14 protein-coding genes, 5 tRNA genes and 2 rRNA genes are annotated in these 22,758 nt (G+C 38.4%); 19 read left to right on the forward strand and 2 right to left on the reverse strand.

Annotated features, from left to right (window positions below; genetic code table 11):
- The first annotated feature begins 42 nt into the window (after positions 1–42).
- The 18 genes from QBE53_06600 (at position 43) to galU (ending at position 17,979) form a co-directional block, all read left to right on the forward strand.
- Entirely contained in the window at positions 43–2,376 is a 2,334-nt protein-coding gene (locus QBE53_06600; protein WZL82778.1) for a ribonucleoside triphosphate reductase, read from the forward strand.
- A gap of 25 nt (positions 2,377–2,401) precedes the next feature.
- Entirely contained in the window at positions 2,402–3,232 is an 831-nt protein-coding gene (gene thyA / locus QBE53_06605) for a thymidylate synthase (protein WZL82779.1), read from the forward strand.
- A gap of 10 nt (positions 3,233–3,242) precedes the next feature.
- Entirely contained in the window at positions 3,243–3,752 is a 510-nt protein-coding gene (locus tag QBE53_06610) for a dihydrofolate reductase (GenBank protein ID WZL82780.1), read from the forward strand.
- 156 nt (positions 3,753–3,908) lie between these two features.
- Positions 3,909–6,932: a DUF5702 domain-containing protein gene (locus QBE53_06615; protein WZL82781.1), complete on the forward strand. Its 3,024-nt coding sequence runs from the start codon at positions 3,909–3,911 to the stop codon at positions 6,930–6,932.
- On the forward strand, positions 6,910–7,995 hold the full coding sequence (locus QBE53_06620) for a pilus assembly protein (protein ID WZL82782.1): 1,086 nt from the start codon (positions 6,910–6,912) through the stop codon (positions 7,993–7,995). The genes QBE53_06615 and QBE53_06620 overlap by 23 nt, the downstream gene beginning before the upstream one ends.
- 14 nt (positions 7,996–8,009) lie before the next feature.
- Complete coding sequence (locus tag QBE53_06625; GenBank protein ID WZL82783.1) at positions 8,010–8,363, forward strand: hypothetical protein; 354 nt, start codon at positions 8,010–8,012, stop codon at positions 8,361–8,363.
- Between the two features lie 99 nt (positions 8,364–8,462).
- The gene (locus QBE53_06630; protein ID WZL82784.1) at positions 8,463–8,798 is read left to right on the forward strand and encodes a DUF5668 domain-containing protein; all 336 of its coding nucleotides are present in this window, start codon (positions 8,463–8,465) and stop codon (positions 8,796–8,798) included.
- Between the two features lie 32 nt (positions 8,799–8,830).
- Positions 8,831–9,469, forward strand: coding sequence for a VTT domain-containing protein (locus QBE53_06635; protein ID WZL82785.1), 639 nt, complete (start codon positions 8,831–8,833; stop codon positions 9,467–9,469).
- 325 nt (positions 9,470–9,794) lie between these two features.
- Positions 9,795–11,321: ribosomal RNA gene (locus QBE53_06640) — 16S ribosomal RNA — on the forward strand.
- Positions 11,322–11,614: 293 nt separating this feature from the next.
- Positions 11,615–14,512, forward strand: a 23S ribosomal RNA gene (locus QBE53_06645).
- The 16S and 23S rRNA genes sit together here with 5 tRNA genes alongside, the layout of an rRNA operon.
- A gap of 66 nt (positions 14,513–14,578) precedes the next feature.
- Positions 14,579–14,651 (forward strand) — tRNA-Trp (locus QBE53_06650).
- 5 nt (positions 14,652–14,656) lie between these two features.
- Positions 14,657–14,730: transfer RNA gene (locus QBE53_06655), tRNA-Asp, on the forward strand.
- 18 nt (positions 14,731–14,748) lie between these two features.
- Positions 14,749–14,822: transfer RNA gene (locus QBE53_06660), tRNA-Pro, on the forward strand.
- Between the two features lie 71 nt (positions 14,823–14,893).
- Positions 14,894–14,966: transfer RNA gene (locus QBE53_06665), tRNA-Val, on the forward strand.
- A 31-nt stretch (positions 14,967–14,997) separates the two neighbouring features.
- A tRNA-Met gene (locus QBE53_06670) sits at positions 14,998–15,071 on the forward strand.
- A gap of 130 nt (positions 15,072–15,201) precedes the next feature.
- Positions 15,202–16,134 (forward strand): phosphatidylglycerol lysyltransferase domain-containing protein, encoded by a 933-nt coding sequence (locus QBE53_06675; GenBank protein WZL82786.1) that lies wholly within the window; start codon positions 15,202–15,204, stop codon positions 16,132–16,134.
- A 10-nt stretch (positions 16,135–16,144) separates the two neighbouring features.
- Complete coding sequence (locus tag QBE53_06680; GenBank protein WZL82787.1) at positions 16,145–17,077, forward strand: GNAT family N-acetyltransferase; 933 nt, start codon at positions 16,145–16,147, stop codon at positions 17,075–17,077.
- A gap of 11 nt (positions 17,078–17,088) precedes the next feature.
- A complete protein-coding gene (galU, locus tag QBE53_06685) occupies positions 17,089–17,979 on the forward strand; it encodes a UTP--glucose-1-phosphate uridylyltransferase GalU (GenBank protein ID WZL82788.1) in 891 nt (296 codons plus the stop codon).
- Positions 17,980–18,021: 42 nt separating this feature from the next.
- Here the strand turns inward: galU and QBE53_06690 are convergent, their stop codons facing one another.
- Positions 18,022–18,687: a cysteine hydrolase gene (locus tag QBE53_06690; protein ID WZL82789.1), complete on the reverse strand. Its 666-nt coding sequence runs from the start codon at positions 18,685–18,687 to the stop codon at positions 18,022–18,024.
- A gap of 161 nt (positions 18,688–18,848) precedes the next feature.
- Here QBE53_06690 and QBE53_06695 point away from each other — a divergent pair, with 161 nt between their 5' ends.
- On the forward strand, positions 18,849–19,892 hold the full coding sequence (locus QBE53_06695; GenBank protein WZL82790.1) for a sugar phosphate nucleotidyltransferase: 1,044 nt from the start codon (positions 18,849–18,851) through the stop codon (positions 19,890–19,892).
- Between the two features lie 7 nt (positions 19,893–19,899).
- On the opposite strand, the gene QBE53_06700 is transcribed toward QBE53_06695, so the two are convergent.
- Complete coding sequence (locus tag QBE53_06700; GenBank protein WZL82791.1) at positions 19,900–22,749, reverse strand: clostripain-related cysteine peptidase; 2,850 nt, start codon at positions 22,747–22,749, stop codon at positions 19,900–19,902.
- Positions 22,750–22,758: the final 9 nt, after the last annotated feature.

The following is a 22,758-nucleotide window of genomic DNA, read 5'->3' on the forward strand; positions in this document are numbered from 1 at the left end:
AATGGTATGATTATCTGTATAGAAAGTGAAAGGAGATTGAATATGTTTGAGGTGTTAAAGCGAGATCAAAGTCTTGTGCCTTTTGAGATGGAAAAAATTAAAGAGGCGATTAAAAAGGCATTTGAAGCAACAGAAAAATTATATACAGAGGATATACTTGATATACTCGTTTTGAGAGTTACGGCAGATTTTCAAAAAAAGATAAAGACTAATAAAATTGCTATTGAAGATGTCCAGGATAGTGTTGAGAGTGTTTTAGAGCAAACTGGATATACAGATGTTGCCAAAGCATATATTCTTTATCGAAAGCAAAGAGAAAAAATGCGTAACATGAAATCAACCATCTTAGATTACAAAGAAATTGTTAACAGCTATGTAAATGAAGAAGATTGGCGAGTAAAAGAAAACTCGACAGTCACATATTCAGTTGGGGGATTGATTCTTCATAACTCAGGAGCAGTTACAGCAAATTATTGGTTAAGCGAAGTCTATGATGAAGAAATAGCAAAAGCACATAAAAACTGTGATTTACATATTCATGACTTATCGATGCTGACAGGTTATTGTGCCGGTTGGTCCTTAAAACAATTAATTGAAGAAGGACTTGGAGGCATTCCCGGAAAGATAACATCTGCCCCAGCATCACATCTATCTACATTATGTAATCAAATGGTTAACTTTTTAGGGATTATGCAAAATGAATGGGCAGGAGCGCAAGCCTTTAGTTCATTTGATACGTACTTGGCACCTTTTGTAAAGAGTGATGATTTATCCTATAAAGAAGTTAAGCAATGCATTCAAAGCTTTGTATTTGGTGTTAATACCCCGAGCAGATGGGGGACTCAGTCGCCTTTTTCAAATATTACTTTGGATTGGAAAGTTCCGAGCGATTTGGCAAATTTACCTGCATTAGTTGGAGGGAAAGAACAAGATTTTTATTATCGTGACTGTCAAAAAGAAATGGATATGATTAATAAAGCATTTATAGAGATTATGATTGAAGGCGATGCAAATGGACGCGGATTCCAATATCCAATTCCTACATATTCCATTACCAGCGAATTTGACTGGGAAGAGACAGAGAATAATCAGCTTCTTTTTGAAATGACGGCCAAATATGGAACCCCCTATTTTTCTAATTATGTCAATAGTGATATGGAGCCTAGCGATATTCGAAGTATGTGTTGCCGCTTGCGACTGGATCTTCGCGAACTTCGTAAAAAACAAGGTGGATTCTTTGGTTCAGGTGAAAGCACGGGATCGGTGGGGGTTGTGACAATCAATCTTCCATCAATTGCGTATCAAGCACAAAATGAAGCAGACTTTTTTAGCCGTTTAGGTCGAATGATGGATATCGCTGCCCGTTCTTTGCATATAAAACGTACGGTTATATCAAAATTATTGGACGAAGGATTGTATCCATATACAAAACGTTATTTAGGAAAGTTTGATAATCATTTTTCAACAATTGGGCTATTAGGTATGAATGAGGCGGGATTGAACGCTTCGTGGTTGAAAAAAGATCTTACACATCAAGACGTTCAAGCATTTGCAGTAGATGTCCTTGATTTTATGCGACATCGCCTGTCGGATTATCAAGAAAAGTATGGAGATTTATTTAATTTAGAAGCGACGCCGGCTGAATCGACAAGTTATCGACTCGCAAAGCATGATAGAAAACGCTTTGAGGGTATTATTGCCTCTGGTGATAATGCGACACCTTACTATACCAATAGTACGAATTTGCCAGTAGGGTATACGACAGACATTTTTGATGCATTAGAGATTCAAGATGAATTACAGACGAAGTATACATCGGGAACAGTATTTCATACATTTTTAGGTGAAAAACTTCCGGATTGGAAAGCAGCGGCAAAGTTGGTAAAAACAATTGCCACGAATTATCGTTTGCCATATTATACGATTTCTCCAACATATTCCATCTGTAAAGAACATGGATATCTACATGGAGAGCAATATATGTGCCCACAATGTGGAAAAACAACAGAAGTATATTCAAGAATTACAGGATACTATCGTCCGGTACAACATTGGAATGAAGGAAAAAGTCAAGAATTTAAAGAACGCACGCCCTACGAGCCAATCAAAGACAAATCAAGAACAGAGATGGCAACAGCAACAGCGCATCCAAAAGTTCTTTTGTTTACAACAAAAACCTGCCCAAATTGTCATGTAGCTAAAGAGTATCTAAAAGAGCATGCATATGCAGTTATTGATGCAGAAGAAGAAAGTCACTTAGCCACACAATACAATATTCGTTCAGCCCCAACATTGGTTGTTCACGGTGAAGCGGATATGGATCAAGTTAAATATTACACAGGCCTATCGGAGATACGCAACTATATATGTGAGTAATGTAGGCTTGATTAAGGAGATTATAATGAGTTATGCAGATAATATTTTTATAAAGATGTGTCAAGAAATTATTGAGGATGGATTTTCCTCAGAAGGATCTGTTGTTCGCCCGGTGTGGGATGATGGTGCTATGGCACATACGATTAAACGTTTTGGTGTAGTCAATCGCTACGACTTGAGTCAGGAGTTTCCAATTATGACGCTTCGACCGACAGCGTTTAAGAGTTGTATTGATGAAATTCTATGGATTTGGCAAAAAAAATCCAATAGTATTCATGAGTTAAATAGTAAAATCTGGAATGCTTGGGCAGATGATACAGGAAGTATCGGAAAAGCCTATGGATATCAATTAGGTGTGAAGCATCAATATGCAGAGGGAATGTTTGATCAGGTAGACCGGGTCTTATATGACCTAAAGAATAACCCATACAGTCGACGTATTATGACCAACATATATGTTCATCAAGACTTGCATGCGATGAATTTATATCCTTGTGCTTATAGCATGACGTTTAATGTAACAGGCAATAAGTTGAACGCAATCTTAAACCAACGCTCTAACGATATATTGGTTGCAAACAATTGGAATGTTGTTCAATATGCAGTCTTGGTACATATGATGGCTATGGTAAGTAATCTAGAAGTCGGTGAATTGGTTCACGTTATTGCAGATGCACACATATATGATCGACATATTCCAATTGTCCAAGAAATGATTCAACGTCCGACGTATCCTGCACCGCAGTTTAGAATCAAGAGACAAGTGGATGATTTTTACGACTTTAAAGTAGAGGATTTTGAATTAATCAATTATCAAAAAAATCCTCAAATAAAAAATATACCTGTTGCAACATAAGGAGAAACAGATGAAGTTAATTGTAGCATGTGACAAAGAATATAGCATTGGCAAAGATGGGGAGCTGCTTACATATTTGCCTAAGGACCTAAAGCGCTTTAAAAGTATTACTATGGGAAATATTATGATCATGGGGAGAAAAACCATTGATTCCCTTCCGGGAGGGCGGCTGTTGCCTCAGCGTGAAACATGGATATTAACCCGAGATACAAGCTATGTCAAAGAAGGGGCTCGAATCTTTCATTCAATAGAGAGCATACGAAGTTATACAAAGGAAAATCAGATAGATACATCTTCGATTTTTATTTGTGGCGGTAGTGAAATTTACCAATTGTTTTTGCCGTATTGTACGGAAGCTTATATTACCCAGATAGAACATGTCTTTGACGCAGATGTTAAGATTCCAAATATTGGAAGTCTGCCAGGATGGTACTTGACATTTCGCTCAGATGCGCAGTGGCATCATGAGTTGGAATACTATTATCTAAATTATGAAAATAAAAGTTATACACAATTTTAAAAATGGATGCACATAAATAATTAGGTCTTTTCTTTTTTACAAACTCCTCTATAATAGTTGATAACGCAAGCATGAAGGGAGGAGTTTGTAATTAAAGGAAGTGTTACGGTTTTTTTTAGTATAACGATTCTATGCATTATTACCTGTCTGGCAACAATGCTGGAATTAACCAAGGCGCGTATTATTGAGGTCGAGCTAAGCTCAAGCACCAATAATGCGGCACACAGTGTATTAAGTCAATTTGATCCGGTGCTATTTCACGAGTATGGTCTTCTAGCAGGGGAGGAAGGCAATCATATTGATGAAATCATTCAATCAAGTCTTGATATAAGTTTCTTTCCATCACAATATCCCAAAAATGAATATGTAGTAGACTATCTTCTCTTTAATAAAAATCGAGAGAAGGCATCAACGTTTATGGAACCAAAGGCATTTTCTTATGATATAGAATATGCACCTTTCTTGGAGGCAGATTATGCTTATGCCAAGGAACAGATTCTTGAATATATGGGACCGCGTCAATTCTATCTCCTTGCAGAACCTTTTTTAGAAAAACTAAATCTATTAAGTGAAACATCTAAATCATCTGAGATTATTGAAGAAAAATCTGACCTGGTTTCTGAACTTGAGATGTTTAATTCGTATACAGAAAGATTGATGTTATATTTTGATGGAGTTGCGATTGGATCAGGAGGAAAATCATATATAAAGTATGACGAACCTTATATACGCAAGCTAAGTGTGGATACGATATCCTATGATTTTTTCCCAAAAAGCTATCACGAAAAATATCGTCAAAATACTATATTTGTTGAAGATGTTCTTGAAAATGCAATCACAGGCATTGAAAAGTCAGATACTCTTTTGAAAAAAATCGTTAAGAAAGACATTAAAGCTGAAGATATTAAGCGAGGCTATATGGGGGAGATAATAAAGGATAAAAAGTTATTGGATTTAGTCGATCGTTTGGCAGAAATCGAAGAACAATATTTAGAGCCCTCACATGAAGCATTAGAAGAAATACAAGCGATTAAGCAAACCCACGAAAAATCTTTGGCCATTATTCGTATGTACAGTTCAATGAGTCAAGCAACGCTGGGCAAAATTGAACGGTTTCAAAATCGTATCGACAGTGAAGAACAAGTTATTTCAGGGCTTGTTAAAAGCATTAACCAAGAGTTAGATGATCTAAAGACAGAAGTGGATGTACATAGTGTGAATTTAGAAGAAGTCAATAATTTAAAGCTCTTTGAAGAGAGGCTAACTAAAAATCTAGAAATACTCTCATCATGCGAACAAGACATTGAGCGTCTGATTGACTATACAGATGACTATGCTGCACGTAAGTACAATCAATTAAAAAAAGAAAAGCAATTATCCTCGACAACTGAAGATTACCTTGATATGCATATGTATACTGAATTTTACAAGAATCGCTCAACGCTAGCTACTATGCAAATTGATGGAGTTGCGCGTAATGTATTAGAAAATATACAAGGCTATACAACAGACTTATTTTTTGATTATCAAAATATGGATATACAAGCAGACCGTGAACAAGAGAAAAAATATAAAGACAAAGTAGAGGCCCTATCGGCCATAGATTTATTTGAAACAGTCAGCATACAAGGTGTAGAAGCGATTAATCCATACCTTACGATTGATCAGACACTACTTCCATCCAATGCTATTGAATCAGAGACAGATCAAAATGGAACATTTGATGCGAAAGAAATATTTAAGACATTGAGTGATCCATTGCTATTAGCAAAAAATACGCATGAAAAAATTTTGCTCAACGAATATATTGTTGGAATGTTTTCTTCCGTAGTTAGTCAAGTGGATCCAAATGCAAAAAGTCTAAGTGGATTTGCGCTAGATGATCATTTGCTTGAATATGAAGTTGAATATATTCTGGGTGGTCATTTTAATGAACGAAAAAATCTTGAATTTGTTTTGGCGATACTGTTTGGCGTTCGTGTGTTATGCAATACAGTTCACCTTGCAATTGATAGTGCTAAACGTGAGACGATTTTAAGTATTGCAAATGCCATTGCAGGATGGTGGACTGGAGGCGTTGGAGGTGCAATACTAGCAGTTGTCATTGGATTGTGCTGGGCAATGGTTGAGGCTATTGTTGATGTGTTTATGTTGACCTCAGGAGAAAAAGTGCCTTTTATCAAAACCGCTTCAACGTGGTATAGTTCTCTCGATGGAAATTGGGAAGAGCTTTTTGATGCATCGGTTCGTTATGTTCAAAATAAAGCGTTGATGTATATTAAAGATACGGGAGAGTTGACCAAAGGGGCTGTTAGTGCGGTGAAAAATATACTTGATGATGCAGTAGAGCAAAATGTAGGAGGAAATGGATTTGATCGACGTCGTGTTGAAGAAACCATGGAAAGTGTGTTTACCTCAGTAGCAGAAGAGATGAATATTCAAATAGACGTGGCAAATCGGGCTATTGATAATGAAATTGAAGAGCAGTTGGATAGTTATTTGATTCAAGCAACTCAAGAGACTGAGGGGAATGAAGATAATCAAAACCAAGAAGAGCTGGATCCAGATGTACTCAGCCTTATTGGTGCAATGAAGTCAACGGTTGATTCACATGAGTTAGATAGTTCATCAAGTTTGTCAGAAAAAGTGGCGGTTCGAGAGACCATTTTAAATACATATGCAGGACAAATACAACAATTAAAAGAGGCTACAGCTCAAAAGCAAAAAGAAATATATGAAAATGCCTCAAACTATGCCGCGGAAGAATTAAAAGACTACATTGATGATAATATAAAGGAAGGCTGCGACATCACGACCGACCTATTGACCAAAAAAGCGGATGAAATAAAAAAAGATATGAAGAAAAACATTACAGAAGAAAGCAAAAAGAAATTTGGTGTAGAAAACCTTATTCCGTCACTAGACTATACCGACTATTTACGTTTGTTTTTATTTTGTAGTCTACAAGAAGAGGAAGTAAAAATGGCACGAGTGATGGATCTTATACAAATGAACATACAAAAAAAATATAATGATTATGATAGATCCTTTGAAAATTATTTTAATGGAATTAACATTACAACAACACTCAAAGTGCCGGTAACTCAGCAGATGCCTGTTCATGAGCGAATAAAAAATAAATTATGGGAGTATCAGATTGAAGAGAGTGCAAGATATTGAAGGAAGTGTGAGTGTTGAATCGGCATTAATTATTCCTGTTATCATGGCCGTGTTTATATTTTTTATGAGTATGATGCAAATTATGTATACACATGGGAAAGTGCAAATTGCTCTAAATGAAGTCTGCAAAGATTTGACATATGATAGCTATTTTTTTCAGGAGTTAGGAATTATTGAAGTTAACCAGGCGCTATATTCTAAAGGGCTTGAGCAATCAATAACAGTAGAAGACTTGCGAGTACTTAAACAAGAGCTAACAGAAGTTATCCCAGAAGTAGCAAGCGATTTAAACAATTTGAAGTTTTCCAATATATCGGAAGAAATTTCTGTGGAAAATATTGATACCATTTTACAGGAAAAATCAGATGTCACGTCAGTTCTTGTTAAATTATATGAAAGTATGAGTAAACTATCTCAGAGCGCTGGAACTGAAGGGGGATACTTCATCAACACAATGCTATTACGTGTGTATATAAAGGAAAAACTAAAATTGTACACCCAAGAGATTGATGCGGATTATACACTTGTGCATGCATCAGGATTTCTAGAAGACAATAGTGGGCAAATCATACTCAGCACAGAGTATCAAGTACCGATTTTATTTAAGCGTCACACAATTCGACTAAAAAACGGCGGTTATTTCCATGCGTTTATCGGTGCGGGGAAATTTAGCGCATCCTACAATCAAGTCATTAAAAAAAGTCAATATGGAAAAACGGTAGAAGGAGATGATGATACAGAGGATGAAGATCAAGACGGATTTGCAAAGACGGTATATGTAACTGAATATGGAGCAAAGTATCATAAGAATCAAAAGTGTTTTCATATCAAGGTCAATGTAAATCGGATGCGATTAAAACAAGTAACAGGGAAAAGTCCATGCGAACATTGTGGTGACGGTGGCCTAGATTTAGAAGATAGCGCTATTGTGTATACAACGAAAAACAGTCGAGTTTTTCATCTCGATAAAAAGTGCCACTCAATATATCATCATATATCAAAATACTCTGAGAAGGAAGCGATTAATAGTGGGTATGGTCCTTGTAAATCATGTTCAAAATAAATAAGGAGATGGATATGCTCAAGAATACAGAGGGAAGTGTACTAATCGAAGCGGCAATTATTATGCCACTATGCATTATATGTATCTTAACGCTTATAGGAATGACGATAAGATACCACTATACAATAACTTATGACTTGTATTCAGATATCAACGAATATTATGGCGGGGCAGACTTGTCTGCAACAAAAGAAGTTGAAAATTTTTACAAGCAAGAGATTACAAGCCATTCAAAGGAGAAAAATCGTATAAAAATTATCAAACAAATAAAATTTATTGATGATGTTTCAGATCAAATTCAAATATCAAGTACAATAAAAGAAAAGTATGATAAGAACATAAAAAAAATACAACTTATATTAGAATAGTATTAGAAAGAGATAAAACTTTGATATTATCCTTTACGCTCGAATTGAGACATCGTATAATTAGGGTATACAAGACAAAAGCGTAAAGGAGCGTATCATATGGGTAAAATAAAAATAGAAGGACAATCAATTTTTGGATTTATCGTTTTGTTGGTTGGAATTGTCATGTTGCTTAATGGATTAGATATAATTCCAGCGGATATAAGTGTGGCTAAATACTGGCCGATAATTTTAATTGTATTAGGGATTGTTAAAATAATTAACTACGATGAATCATCATTTTGGGGTGGCATTATATTAATCATAGGAATATATTTTTTGCTTTCAAATTTTGATGTGGCTTTTGTAAAACACATTCGTTTCGGATCTATTTTCTGGCCCTTTGTTGTTATACTTATTGGACTATCACTAGTCTTTCCTAAAAAACATAACTAAAGTGTTGATGCCAAAATAAAAGGGGTGAGACGATGAAAGAACTAATCATACGTATATTGGAGCCAGAATTTTATGAACCCATTGTAGAGTTTTTAGGACCATTTGGTTTTTTGGCTGGGATTTTCTTAGCGATGATGGAGTCTTTTATCCCGCCTTTACCTTTGGCAGCCTTTGTCACAATCAATGTAATCATTTTCGGCTATTTATTAGGATATGTACTTTCTTATGTAGGTACGGTCACAGGATCCTATCTCGTTTTTATATTGCTTCAAAGATATGGTGGCAAATACATGCATAAATACATTGAGAAACATCCAAAAGCTCAGTCGCTATTTACATGGATTCATGAAAAAGGCGTTTTTCCATTATTTTTACTCCTTACTTTTCCTTTTACCCCTTCAATTATTGTAGGTGGATTAGCGGCTTTTGCAGATATTCGACCAAAAGATTATTTGCTGGCATTGGTTCCGGGGAAATTTTTCATGGTGATGTCATTGACCATTATTGGGGTTAATATACAATCTTTTTTTGAAAAGCCAGTTCGATCGATAGCTTTTATTGTACTTGTATTATCCGTATCTCTAATTGCCAAACAACTCTTGGCTTTTTATGAACGAAAAGTGTTAAGATATCGAATAAAACACCACTATATGAATAAAAATAAAGATTAAGAAAACTTTTTGTAAAAAACTATTGACTTTTATAAAGAAGAGGTGCTATAATACATTTCGTTGCTTAAGCGAGACGCACAGACAAAAGGCGTCAGATACGGCGACAAAGGAACATTTAAAAAAGAAATTAAAAAAAGTTATTGACACAGACGAAGAGATATGATATTATAATCTTCGCTGACAAAAACAGCGAAAAAGTAAAAAATACCAAATGAACATTTGATAATTGAATAGTGAAGTAAACCAAGTTATACCAAACAATTCTTGAGAGATCAAGTAACAGTAATAGCGAACAGCTAGTGTTTAAGCGAGGATAAAAAACTTTTAATTTGAGAGTTTGATCCTGGCTCAGGATGAACGCTGGCGGCGTGCCTAACACATGCAAGTCGAGCGAGAAGGCTTTGACGGAATCTTCGGATGACGGATGAGCTGGAGAGCGGCGGACGGGTGAGTAACGCGTGGGTAACCTGCCCTATGGAGGGGGATAACTAAGAGAAATCTTAGCTAATACCGCATAAGCGCACAGTATCGCATGATACAGTGTGAAAAACTCCGGTGCCATAGGATGGACCCGCGTCAGATTAGCTAGTTGGTGAGATAAAAGCTCACCAAGGCGACGATCTGTAGCCGACCTGAGAGGGTGATCGGCCACATTGGGACTGAGACACGGCCCAAACTCCTACGGGAGGCAGCAGTGGGGGATATTGCACAATGGGCGAAAGCCTGATGCAGCAACGCCGCGTGAAGGAAGACGGTTTTCGGATTGTAAACTTCTATCAGCAGGGAAGAAAATGACGGTACCTGACTAAGAAGCCCCGGCTAACTACGTGCCAGCAGCCGCGGTAATACGTAGGGGGCAAGCGTTATCCGGAATTACTGGGTGTAAAGGGTACGTAGGCGGCCCATTAAGTCAGATGTGAAAGCCCGGAGCTCAACTCCGGGATTGCATTTGAAACTGGTGGGCTAGAGTACAGGAGAGGAAAGTGGAATTCCTAGTGTAGCGGTGAAATGCGTAGATATTAGGAAGAACACCAGTGGCGAAGGCGGCTTTCTGGACTGTAACTGACGCTGAGGTACGAAAGCGTGGGGAGCGAACAGGATTAGATACCCTGGTAGTCCACGCCGTAAACGATGAATGCTAGGTGTCGGGAGTCGAATCTCGGTGCCGCAGTTAACGCAATAAGCATTCCACCTGGGGAGTACGGTCGCAAGACTGAAACTCAAAGGAATTGACGGGGGCCCGCACAAGCGGTGGAGCATGTGGTTTAATTCGAAGCAACGCGAAGAACCTTACCAAATCTTGACATCCTTCTGACCGTCTTTTAATCGAGACTTTCCTTCGGGACAGAAGTGACAGGTGGTGCATGGTTGTCGTCAGCTCGTGTCGTGAGATGTTGGGTTAAGTCCCGCAACGAGCGCAACCCTTATCTTTAGTAGCCAGCATTTCGGATGGGAACTCTAGAGAGACTGCCGGGGATAACTCGGAGGAAGGTGGGGATGACGTCAAATCATCATGCCCCTTATGATTTGGGCTACACACGTGCTACAATGGCGGATACAAAGAGAAGCGACAGGGTGACCTTAAGCAAACCTCATAAAGTCCGTCCCAGTTCGGATTGTAGTCTGCAACTCGACTACATGAAGTTGGAATCGCTAGTAATCGCAGATCAGAATGCTGCGGTGAATACGTTCCCGGGCCTTGTACACACCGCCCGTCACACCATGGAAGTTGGAAGCGCCCAACGCCAGTGACCCAACCGTAAGGAGGGAGCTGTCTAAGGCGAAATCAATGACTAGGGTGAAGTCGTAACAAGGTAGCCGTATCGGAAGGTGCGGCTGGATCACCTCCTTTCTAAGGAAGAACTTAGACCTGAGGGTTTAAGATGAGCAGCAGAGACTGCCGTCGTGGTAACGACGTCAAAAAACATACAACAAGCCGAAAGGCAACTCGCAAACACGGTAGAGCGAGATTTACTTCACTATTGAGTTATTAAAGTGACTCATGAACATTGAAAACTACATATCGAAAAGTCAAAATAAACAAACCTATTTATTTAATAACGAAGGTTTATACGTAAACCGAAATTAAGAATAGAAAAGAACCAAAGAGCATACACAATTGTATTAAACTCTTAAGCAAGCTACGTTCAAGCTAATAAGAGCATAGGGTGGATGCCTTGGCACTAGGAGCCGAAGAAGGTCGTGATAAGCTGCGAAAAGCTTTGGGGAGGCGCAAATAGCCATTGATCCAGAGATTACCGAATGGGGAAACCTGGCTGGGAAGATCCCAGTTACTACTGAGTGAATACATAGCTTAGTAGGGGGAACCCGGGGAACTGAAACATCTAAGTACCCGGAGGAAGAGAAAGAAACATCGATTTCCTAAGTAGCGGCGAGCGAAAGGGAAAGAGGCCAAACCTGTGAACCTAGTTCATAGGGGTTCGGACTGCAGACGGTATTAACAAAGATTAGTCGAAATGTTTTGGAAGAGCATGTCAAAGAGGGTGAGAACCCCGTAGACGAAAGTTTGAGTTAGCCAGCAGGATCCAGAGTAGCGCGAGACACGAGAAACCTTGCGTGAATGAGCGGGGACCACCCCGTAAGCCTAAATACTACCTAGTGACCGATAGCGCATAGTACTGTGAAGGAAAGGTGAAAAGAACCCCGGGAGGGGAGTGAAAGAGAACCTGAAACCCTATGTTTACAAGCAGTCGAAGCACGTTAAAGTGCGACGGCGTACTTTTTGTAGAACGGTCCGGCGAGTTACGATTGCAGGCAAGGTTAAGCATTAAAGATGTGGAGCCGAAGGGAAACCAAGTCTTAATAGGGCGTCAAGTCAGTAGTCGTAGACCCGAAACCGGGTGACCTATCCATGTGCAGGTTGAAGTTACCGTAAAAGGTAATGGAGGACCGAACTCACATCTGTTGAAAAAGGTGGAGATGACGTGTGGATAGCGGAGAAATTCCAATCGAACCCGGAGATAGCTGGTTCTCCTCGAAATAGCTTTAGGGCTAGCCTTGATTTAGTCTAATGGAGGTAGAGCACTGAATTGCCTAGGGGGCTTCACAGCTTACCGAAGCATATCAAACTCCGAATGCCATATAGATGATGATCAGGAGTCAGACTATCGGAGATAAGTTCGATAGTCAAAAGGGAAAGAGCCCAGACCACCAGCTAAGGTCCCAAAGTGCGTGTTAAGTGGAAAAGGATGTGAGATTTCGAAGACAACTAGGATGTTGGCTTAGAAGCAGCCATGCATTCAAAGAGTGCGTAATAGCTCACTAGTCGAGAGGTCTTGCGCCGAAAATGTCCGGGGCTAAAACACGCCACCGAAGCTGTGGATTGGTACGTAAGTATCAGTGGTAGAGGAGCATTCTTAGATTGGAGAAGCTGTACCGTAAGGAGCAGTGGAGAGCTAAGAAGAGAGAATGCCGGAATGAGTAGCGAGAGAGAAGTGAGAATCTTCTCGGCCGAATATCTAAGGTTTCCAGAGTAAAGCTGATCTTCTCTGGGTAAGTCGGGACCTAAGGTGAGGGCGAAAGCCGTAGCCGATGGACAACTAGTTGAAATTCTAGTACCGCATATAAACAGAACTGTGGGGACGCAGGAGGATAACAAGAGCCAGGAAAGGAAAAACTGGTGCAAGCACAAAGGCCGTTGGATAGGCAAATCCGTCCAACTTAAGGTTGAAGTGTGACGCGGATCGAATTAAAGTAGAGAAGCTTGTGAATCCATACTGCCAAGAAAAGCCGCTATTGTTTTATATGTGCCCGTACCGCAAACCGACACAGGTAGATGAGGAGAGAATCCTAAGGCCGACGGGAGAAGCGTTGTTAAGGAACTCGGCAAAATGACCCCGTAACTTCGGGAGAAGGGGTGCCATCTTCGGATGGCCGCAGAGAATAGGCCCAAGCGACTGTTTAGCAAAAACACAGGTCTCTGCAAAACCGAAAGGTGAAGTATAGGGGCTGACGCCTGCCCGGTGCTGGAAGGTTAAGGGGAAGGATTAGCGTAAGCGAAGTCTAGAACTTAAGCCCCAGTAAACGGCGGCCGTAACTATAACGGTCCTAAGGTAGCGAAATTCCTTGTCGGGTAAGTTCCGACCCGCACGAAAGGCGTAACGATTTGGGCACTGTCTCGACAACGCGCCCGGTGAAGTTGTAGTACCGGTGAAGATGCCGGTTACCCGCGACAGGACGGAAAGACCCCATGGAGCTTTACTCTAGCTTGATATTGGGATTCGATGTTACATGTACAGGATAGGAGGGAGGCTTTGAAGCGAGGACGCCAGTCTTCGTGGAGCCACTGTTGGGATACCTCTCTTGTAATATTGGATTTCTAACCTAGCACCCTAAACGGGTGTGGGGACACTGTCAGGTGGGGAGTTTGACTGGGGCGGTCGCCTCCGAAAGTGTATCGGAGGCGCTCAAAGGTCTTCTCAGAATGGTTGGAAATCATTCGCAGAGTGCAAAGGCATAAGAAGGCTTGACTGTGACACCGACGGGTGGAGCAGGTAGGAAACTAGGACTTAGTGATCCGGTGGTATGAAAGTGGGATTGCCATCGCTCAACGGATAAAAGCTACCCTGGGGATAACAGGCTTATCACTCCCAAGAGTTCACATCGACGGAGTGGTTTGGCACCTCGATGTCGGCTCATCGCATCCTGGGGCTGTATTCGGTCCCAAGGGTTGGGCTGTTCGCCCATTAAAGCGGTACGCGAGCTGGGTTCAGAACGTCGTGAGACAGTTCGGTCCCTATCCGTCGTGGGCGCAAGATATTTGAGAGGAGCTGTCCTTAGTACGAGAGGACCGGGATGGACTGACCGCTGGTGTATCTGTTGTCTTACCAAAGGCATAGCAGAGTAGCCAAGTCGGGAAGGGATAAACGCTGAAGGCATCTAAGCGTGAAGCCCCCCTCAAGATAAGATATCTCATCCTTAATGGAGTAAGATCCCTGGAAGACGACCAGGTTGATAGGCTAGGTGTGTAAGCATGGTAACATGTTCAGCTGACTAGTACTAATAGATCGAGGGCTTGAACCAAAGCGAGCTTAAGAGTTTTAATAGAGTTGTGTATGAAGTGAAGTTTGACTTTAGAATGTAGAATGAAGGGGTATAGTTCAGTTGGTAGAACGTCGGTCTCCAAAACCGGATGTCGTGGGTTCAAGTCCTACTGCCCCTGTTAGTGGCCCAGTGGCTCAGTTGGTTAGAGCGCCGGCCTGTCACGCCGGAGGTCGAGGGTTCGAGTCCCTTCTGGGTCGTCATTACGTAATTATTAGCTGGGTGTGGCTCAGTTTGGTAGAGCGCTAGACTGGGGGTCTAGAGGTCGCAGGTTCAAGTCCTGTCATCCAGATGATCATACTCAAAAGTTTGTAAAAAACTATTGACAAATGTAGAAAAATGTAATAAAATAGTCAAGTCCCAGGGCGCATAGCTCAGCTGGGAGAGCACCTGCCTTACAAGCAGGGGGTCACAGGTTCGAGCCCTGTTGCGCCCACTCGAGAGAATATCTCGAAAAAATTTAATATGGCGAAGTAGCTCAGATGGCTAGAGCATACGGTTCATACCCGTAGTGTCGGCGGTTCGATTCCGTCCTTCGCTATTAAAAACACCAAATAAGGTGTTTTTTTTATTATACATTTATAGGAGGACAGTTTGCAGTCTCAGTTGCAATAATTAAAAACTTTGATATAATAGTATAGTGGATTAATAAAATAGAGAAAGAGGTTTATATGCAAACAGATAGTGCACTTGATATAGATACATGTAGAGATTTTGAAGAATTATCATTGGAGAATATAGAAAAATATAATCAGTATTTAACGATACGAAGGATTGAAAGTTGTGAATTTGGACTTACAACCTTATTTTTATGGAAAAATCGCAACCACCAACATGTCTATGTTGATACAAATTTTATGTTGGTTTTCGGACATTTTAATGAACACTGTTTTTCACAGATGCCATTATGTAAAGAAGAGTATTTTAAAGAAGCCTTTGAAAAAACAATCGCGTATTTTAAACAGTTTGATGAAAGTTTTGTTATGTACTCTGTAGATAAAAAATTTGCGGACTTTGTAAGCGAAGAGTATGCAGATACATATGAAGTCGTCTACGACCGAAATTATTCGGATTATATATATGATGCTAATAGGATGCGAGAGCTTCCAGGGAAAAAGTTAAGAAAAAAACGTAATCACATCAATGCATTTTTAAGAGATTATGAAAACAAATATTCATATCGTTTATTATCCCATGAGGATCGAGATGAGATCAATGAATTTTTAGAAAAATGGACAGACAATCATGATCATATGACAAAACAAGTTGATCATGAGATTGAAGGTATTGATTACATTATTGACCATTTGGATATACTAGGAGCAAAGGCACTAGGTATATATATTGAAGGGCAATTAGAAGCGATGTCAATTGCTTCGACCATTAATGATGGAGAAGAAGTTATTGTTCATGTCGAAAAGGCAAATACAGAGATTCGAGGTTTGTACCCATTTTTATCTCAAGTATTTCTTCAGGAATTTTATCCTGAGGCAAAGCTTGTCAATCGTGAAGAAGATTTAGGGATTGAAGGATTGAGAAAGTCAAAATTGTCGTATGAACCTATTCGATTGGAAGATAAATATACAATACGTCAAAAAAAGTGAGAGATAGCAGATGAACGTTCGAATGAGTCAAAACAATGATCAATTAAAAATCCGTAAATTGTGGGAAGAAGTGTTTCCAGAAGATTCAAAAGAATATTTAGATTTTTATTTTGATATTGTGATGCAAGAAAATAGTGTCATTGTTGTAGAATCAGAATTAACAGACGATACGGAAGTTGTAGCTATGCTTCATCTAAATCCGTATACAGTTTTACATGGAACTCAACAGGTTAAGATATATTATGTTGTGGCGGTTGCGACAAAAAAAGCATATCGTAGACAGGGGCTCATGCGAAAAATGCTTGAATATGCCCAAGAGCTATCCAAAAAGGACAATATTGACTTTCTTATTTTGCTGCCGGAAGATGAACGTTATTATCGACCATTTGAGTATGAGTTTGTCTCCAAGCAGTATAATACAACGATTCAATCGAGTAAGTATGCCTATGCGCAGATAGAGACTTTAGAAAGCAAAAAAAACCTTAGCCCTTTAACATTTCATGAATTCATGGAAAAGTTTACTACTCAGTCATATGAAAATGAAAATAATTTTGTACCTTTACGAACATCGAAAACAGCGTATCGCATATATCAGGAGATATCTTCTGAAAATGGACAAATATTTTCTGTGGATGGTAATTTGATATTTGTTTACCAATATGAAGAGGGCGGCATAGCAAAAATTGAAGTACGTAAAGTATATTACAAAAAGGTGGAAACCAAAAAAGAGGCATTTGATAATTATGATGTGGTCAAGAATTTTTTAGTCATGCTTGCAAAGGGACGTTTACTGATTGTTCATGAAGTCCAGGAAAGAAAAGTATCCAAATGCTTTTCGTATAATCGACAAAATATCTATGATTGCAGACCATACATGATGATAAAAAAAATATCACAAACTAAAGTGGTATTAGAAAATATATATTTTGATGAAACCGTATAGGAGGAGAGCACATGAAAATAAGAAAAGCAATAATACCTGCGGCTGGCTTAGGGACACGATTTTTGCCTGCAACTAAAGCGCAGCCTAAGGAGATGCTACCCATTGTGGATAAGCCCACGATACAGTACATTGTAGAAGAAGCTGTAAATTCAGGAATTGAAGACATTATTATTGTTACAGGACGTTCAAAAAGATCCATTGAAGATCATTTTGATAAATCCTATGAATTAGAAAAGACATTGGAAGAAAAAGAAAACTATGATTTGCTTAAAATTGCTCAAGATGTATCGGATATAGCTAATATTCATTATATTCGTCAAAAGGAACCAAAAGGATTAGGACATGCGGTATTAGTTGCTAAAAGCTTTATTGGTAATGAACCTTTTGCTGTAATGTTGGGAGATGATGTAGTCGCATCCCAGACACCTTGCTTAAAGCAATTGATGGACTGTTATGAAGAATATCATGCATCTGTGTTGGGCGTTCAAAAAGTTGATTGGAATGATGTAAGTAAATATGGTATTGTCGATGGACAAAAAGTTGGTGAGCGTATATATCAAGTTAAAGATATGGTGGAAAAGCCAAAGCAAGATGTTGCCCCGTCAAACATTGCTATACTAGGTCGATATATAATTACGCCACGTATTTTCCATTATCTTGAGAATCAAACACCCGGTGCAGGCGGAGAGATTCAATTGACAGATGCTTTGGAAAGATTAGCTAAAGAAGAAGCAATGTATGCTTATGACTTTAAAGGAAAACGCTATGATGTTGGAAATAAAATGGGATTCTTATCTGCAACGGTTGAATTTGCACTGCGCAGAGATGACTTGAAAGATGATATGAATGCTTATTTAGAGCATTTAATGCAAAATATGAAAGATGTTCTTCACTATGACTAGTGAAGAGCATCTTTTTATTTTCACATCTTATATGTGTGTATCTTATATACGTGCTAATTGAACACCGGAGGACTTCATATGGTATAATGCCAGCAGATGCTCAGTTTGACGATCATGGACATTTTCTATATCAAAGGTATCGACGAGGTTTTCAATGACTGTGACGTTGGCACAATGATTAATTTCTTGAAGATATTTTGCCATAGTTGTGGAAAAATCGCGGATACAAATATCTGTTACACAGCCCATAACAAGAATGTGCTTTAATTGTTTGGCATTAATTAAGGAAAGTTCAAGTGGGTTTTGTGCCAAAAACCCGTTAGTAGAATTTTTGGTAATATCAATTAATTCGGGACGTTGCAATTCGTCTACAAGGCTCGATTCTTCAGAGTCTTCAACACAGTGTATTGGAAAATAGTCAAATTCACCAGCATCATCTGGATGTGAATCTCGATAGGAAACTACCGGAATATTTTTTTTGATTACAGTGTCAAGAAATTGGCTCATCTTAGGAAGCATTTGATTGACATAATCGCTATGCAACGGACCTAGCTTACAAAAACCATTTATCATATCTATCATTACAACCATAGTGTTTTCAGAAGTATATTGGTTCATATCCAGCTTGTTTAGACCATTAACGGTGTCAATAAATTCGGAAAAGGTGGATTGTAGTGTGTTAAGAACATGTTCTTTATTATAATTCATAGGTTCCTCCTATCTAGATTGTAAAGTTATCTTGTTCATATTTTAGCATAGAAGTGCAGGGATTTAAATGCCAATTTTATTGACAGTCCAATTATTGAATGCTACTATTTATTTAACAATCAATATAAATAGGTATGAGGAAAGGTAAAGGAGGAGTATATATGTTATGTGCTCTAATAATGGCGGGCGGAACAGGAAAACGCTTTTGGCCGTTAAGTACAGATCAACACCCAAAACAGTTGTTAAAATTATTTTCGGATAAGTCGATGCTTCGAGAAACTGTTGAGCGTGTAATGCCACTTATCCCCATTGAAAATATTTTTATTGCGACAAACATTGTTCAAGCCGATGCGATTGAACAAGAATTACCCATGCTACCCAAAGAAAACCTAATTATTGAACCTGCATTTAAAGATACAGCTGCAGCGATTGGTTTTGGAAGCTTGTATATTCAAAGACGCCGAAGCGAAGCGACTTTAGTGGTATTGGCAAGTGATCATCTTGTCTTACAGCCGGATGAATTTATCGAAACGTTAAAGATAGGGGCAGCTGAGGCACAATTAAACCAAGACATAATCACACTAGGTATTCAACCGACACGTCCAGAGATTGGATATGGATATATAAAAGTTGCGCATGCAATTGAACTAAAAAAAATTTTTGCAGTAGAAAAATTTTTGGAGAAACCAAAATTAGAACAAGCCAAAGAATATGTTGAAGCAAAAACATATCTTTGGAACAGTGGAATGTTTATTTTTAGCATTAAAACAATTATGCGTGAAATAGAAAAGCATATGCCAAAACATTTTCGCGTATTAAAAAATATACAGTTTTATATTGATCAAAACTTGTCTGGGGTGGCTTTAGCTGAAAAGACGCGCCCTTTGTTTGATGACTTTGAACGCATTTCGATTGATTATGGAGTTATGGAAAAATCACAACATGTTAAAGTTATCCCATCAGAATTTGGATGGAATGATGTAGGGTCTTTTACAGCCTATGAGGATGTTTATGATAAAGACGAAGAAGATAATATTGTGATGCACTCGGATTTTAAAGGAGTGGACTCTCATGGGAATATTATACTGTCAGATAATTTAGAGATAAAAGCTGTCGGATTAAAAGACATGATTGTCGTTCAATCCGCAGACAAGCTTTTAATTTGTAACAAATATGAAATTGATAAGATGAAAAAAATTCTATAAACACGTTTTATTCATGAACAAAACGAATCATATCTGTATAACTTAAGGTTCCATTTAAATCTTTTATAATAAAGGACAAACCATATTCCTTATTAAATTCAAAGGGTTTATTGGTTAAAATCAACTCAGAAGCACGATCATAGGTTATTGAAGTAGCAATTTCTTCAATCCATTGATCTGTGCTTTTGTTATAATAGGAATAAAGAATATCAATTTGATCACCGTCTTTAAATTCAATGGTATTGCGATCGGCTAGCCCATCTGTATCAATAAGCGGACGACCACCAAAGACAACGTAGCGTTCTTCATCATATAGCCATGCGCTAATTAACATAATAGGTTCGTTGTTAAGCAATACCGGAGTCTCATACTCAATATAGTCATTACCGTTATAGACAACAGAAATTGGTAAATACGTATTATTAATTGCTGGCCAGTAGCCAAAGGATTCTTCATAAAGTCCAGATTCAAAACCTTCATAAATCCAAGCATCATAACCTAGATTTAATCGATATTCTTCATTATTGCGAGTCTCAAAGGCTGAGACTCCTAAATATATATCGCTGACTAGATGATCAAATCCTTCTGTGACCTGGAGACGATAAGGACGGCTTTCTTTATAGAGGGTGTATGGAATCATTGTACTTGATACGGAGCTGCTTAATCGATAGGTAACAAATTGGTCGACAAAGGAAAAGTATGATTCAGAAAAAGCAACAGGAGAATACAAATCGGTTAAATCTTGATTTTGTTCCAAATCATAAAAAGGAAGATAAAAGGAAAGTCCGCCTGCATCGGTAGTAAGATAACCATTAGCTTTATAAATAACCGCATCATCAATAGCAGCAAGAAGTCGATTAGATTCGGAAGGCAAAAACTCAAGGCTACGTTTGGCGAAATTCTCAATATCATAGTGATCTGTATATCCAGTCAATTCTGTGTTTCCTCCAAAAGCTTTAACCTGAGGAATCGTCTTAGATAACAGATTAAACTGATTGGTTTCAACGACGGCCTCAAAAAGCTTATTCATACGCTGAATAACTGTAGGAATGAATTTTAGATCAATAACAGAAAGCGTTAATAAACCGTCACGATTTTCTTCGACAGAAGCGTCAAAAAATCCGGAAACAACAAGTTCCCCAAATTTTTGACCATTATATGCTTCGCCGTCATCTAGTTGGCTTAAGATACGTTCATAATCCCAGCCAGAATCAGGTTCTGTCTCTTCCGAGGCGATAAGATAGTTAGCATAAGGCTCTAAAATGGCAGCAGTCTCTAAAGTCGCCATTAGACAAGCATCAAACCCGACAACTTCAAAAAGCATATTTTGTTCATGAGTAACCCGCTCAAGGACATTATCAAGTTCATCTAAGGTCAGGCTGTCATCAGGAAAATATTCATCCAAACCAAAACCATAGAGTGAGCCACCACCATGATTCCATAAGATTAGAGCGTAGTTATCGGAAGGATATGTATCTACAGCCCAACTTGTAAAATCGTATAAAGTTTCTTGATCGGACATATTTTTTCGGCCGAGAGTTTCAATAAGCTCCATTTGTTCATTGTTTATATTCCAACGTTGATTAACTCCGGGTTCGATGTCATCCAGTTTCCAACTTTTTGTTCCGCCAGTTTCAACAACAACATGAATGTTTTCATTAGTATGACCTTGCATCATTTCTTCAAGGTCAGTACTTGCACTGCCTAATAAACTGTTATTATAAAAATCATAGCTACTTTCTAAGTCAGAGCCGATCATATAGACCATAATCGTCCATGAGGTTTGGTCAAAATACAAATGAACATGCGTAAGGTTTAAAGAACTCCTTACGATGTGATATTGCTTAAGCATTTGTGTATCGTAGGTGTCAATAATGGTTTGAATGGATTCTAGGAACAGTTTGTCCGTAATCAAAACTTCGTTTTCAGAAACGGTTTTAATATGATCAAGTTTCAATTCAAGCATACCATCGTCCACAACATCTAAAATAAAAACTAAGTTTAAATCAAAAATAATTTGGTTCTCATCCGATGTGATGCGTAAGATAAGGTCTTCACTAGTGTTTGTCAATAATTTGGCTTCTAATCCTTGAGATTTAAGCTGAGATAATAAAGGTGAAGATATTAGATTATCTCTTATAAGCTGAACTTGAGATAATTGAATATATTCTTCGTCACCAATTTGATGAACTGGGTACTCGGATGTATACAGTTCACTTGAGATTGGGTAGAGCTGGTAATCATAGATTGGTCTTTCGGGGAAAATGTAGCTAAATCCGGTTTTTGTTTTAGTAAGAGGTAGATTCTGACCAGATATCAGTGTGTTCAAATAGTCATCTAATATACTCTTTGATGTAGACTGAAATGGAATGTGTATGGATGCAAACCCATATTGTGTTCTAAAAACAGCTTCGCTAATAAAGTGGGTACCTGTGCCTAATTGAATTTTTTCGATATCAAAAATTAAGCGGCTATTATCTATAGATAGTTGGAATGAAGCCGAAAAATTGACCTTCAGCTTATTTGGCTGAGTGATTGTGCCAATAAGTTGCTGTGATTGGGGATCAATATAAAGGTCATTAATGGAAAGCTTTGTATTTGATGTTTCAATGCTTAAGTCAGGCGTTTGAAAAAAAGTGTTTAATTGTTCATAGGGCAAATTTAACGCTAGTTCTTGTTGTTCCTTTTTATAGTGGATATGTTCATAAATATTCAAAGAAGTACTTGAAGATATGATATCATCAGGTATTTTAATTGAACGATGAATGAAAACAAATTGAAGCATTACATAAAGTAAGATTATAATTAAAAAGCTTAAGAGAATAATATTTTTTTTGTTTTTCAATAGATTCTTCATATAGCTGGC

This window comes from Vallitaleaceae bacterium 9-2 (assembly GCA_038396585.1).
Taxonomy (GTDB): domain Bacteria; phylum Bacillota; class Clostridia; order Lachnospirales; family Vallitaleaceae; genus UBA1351.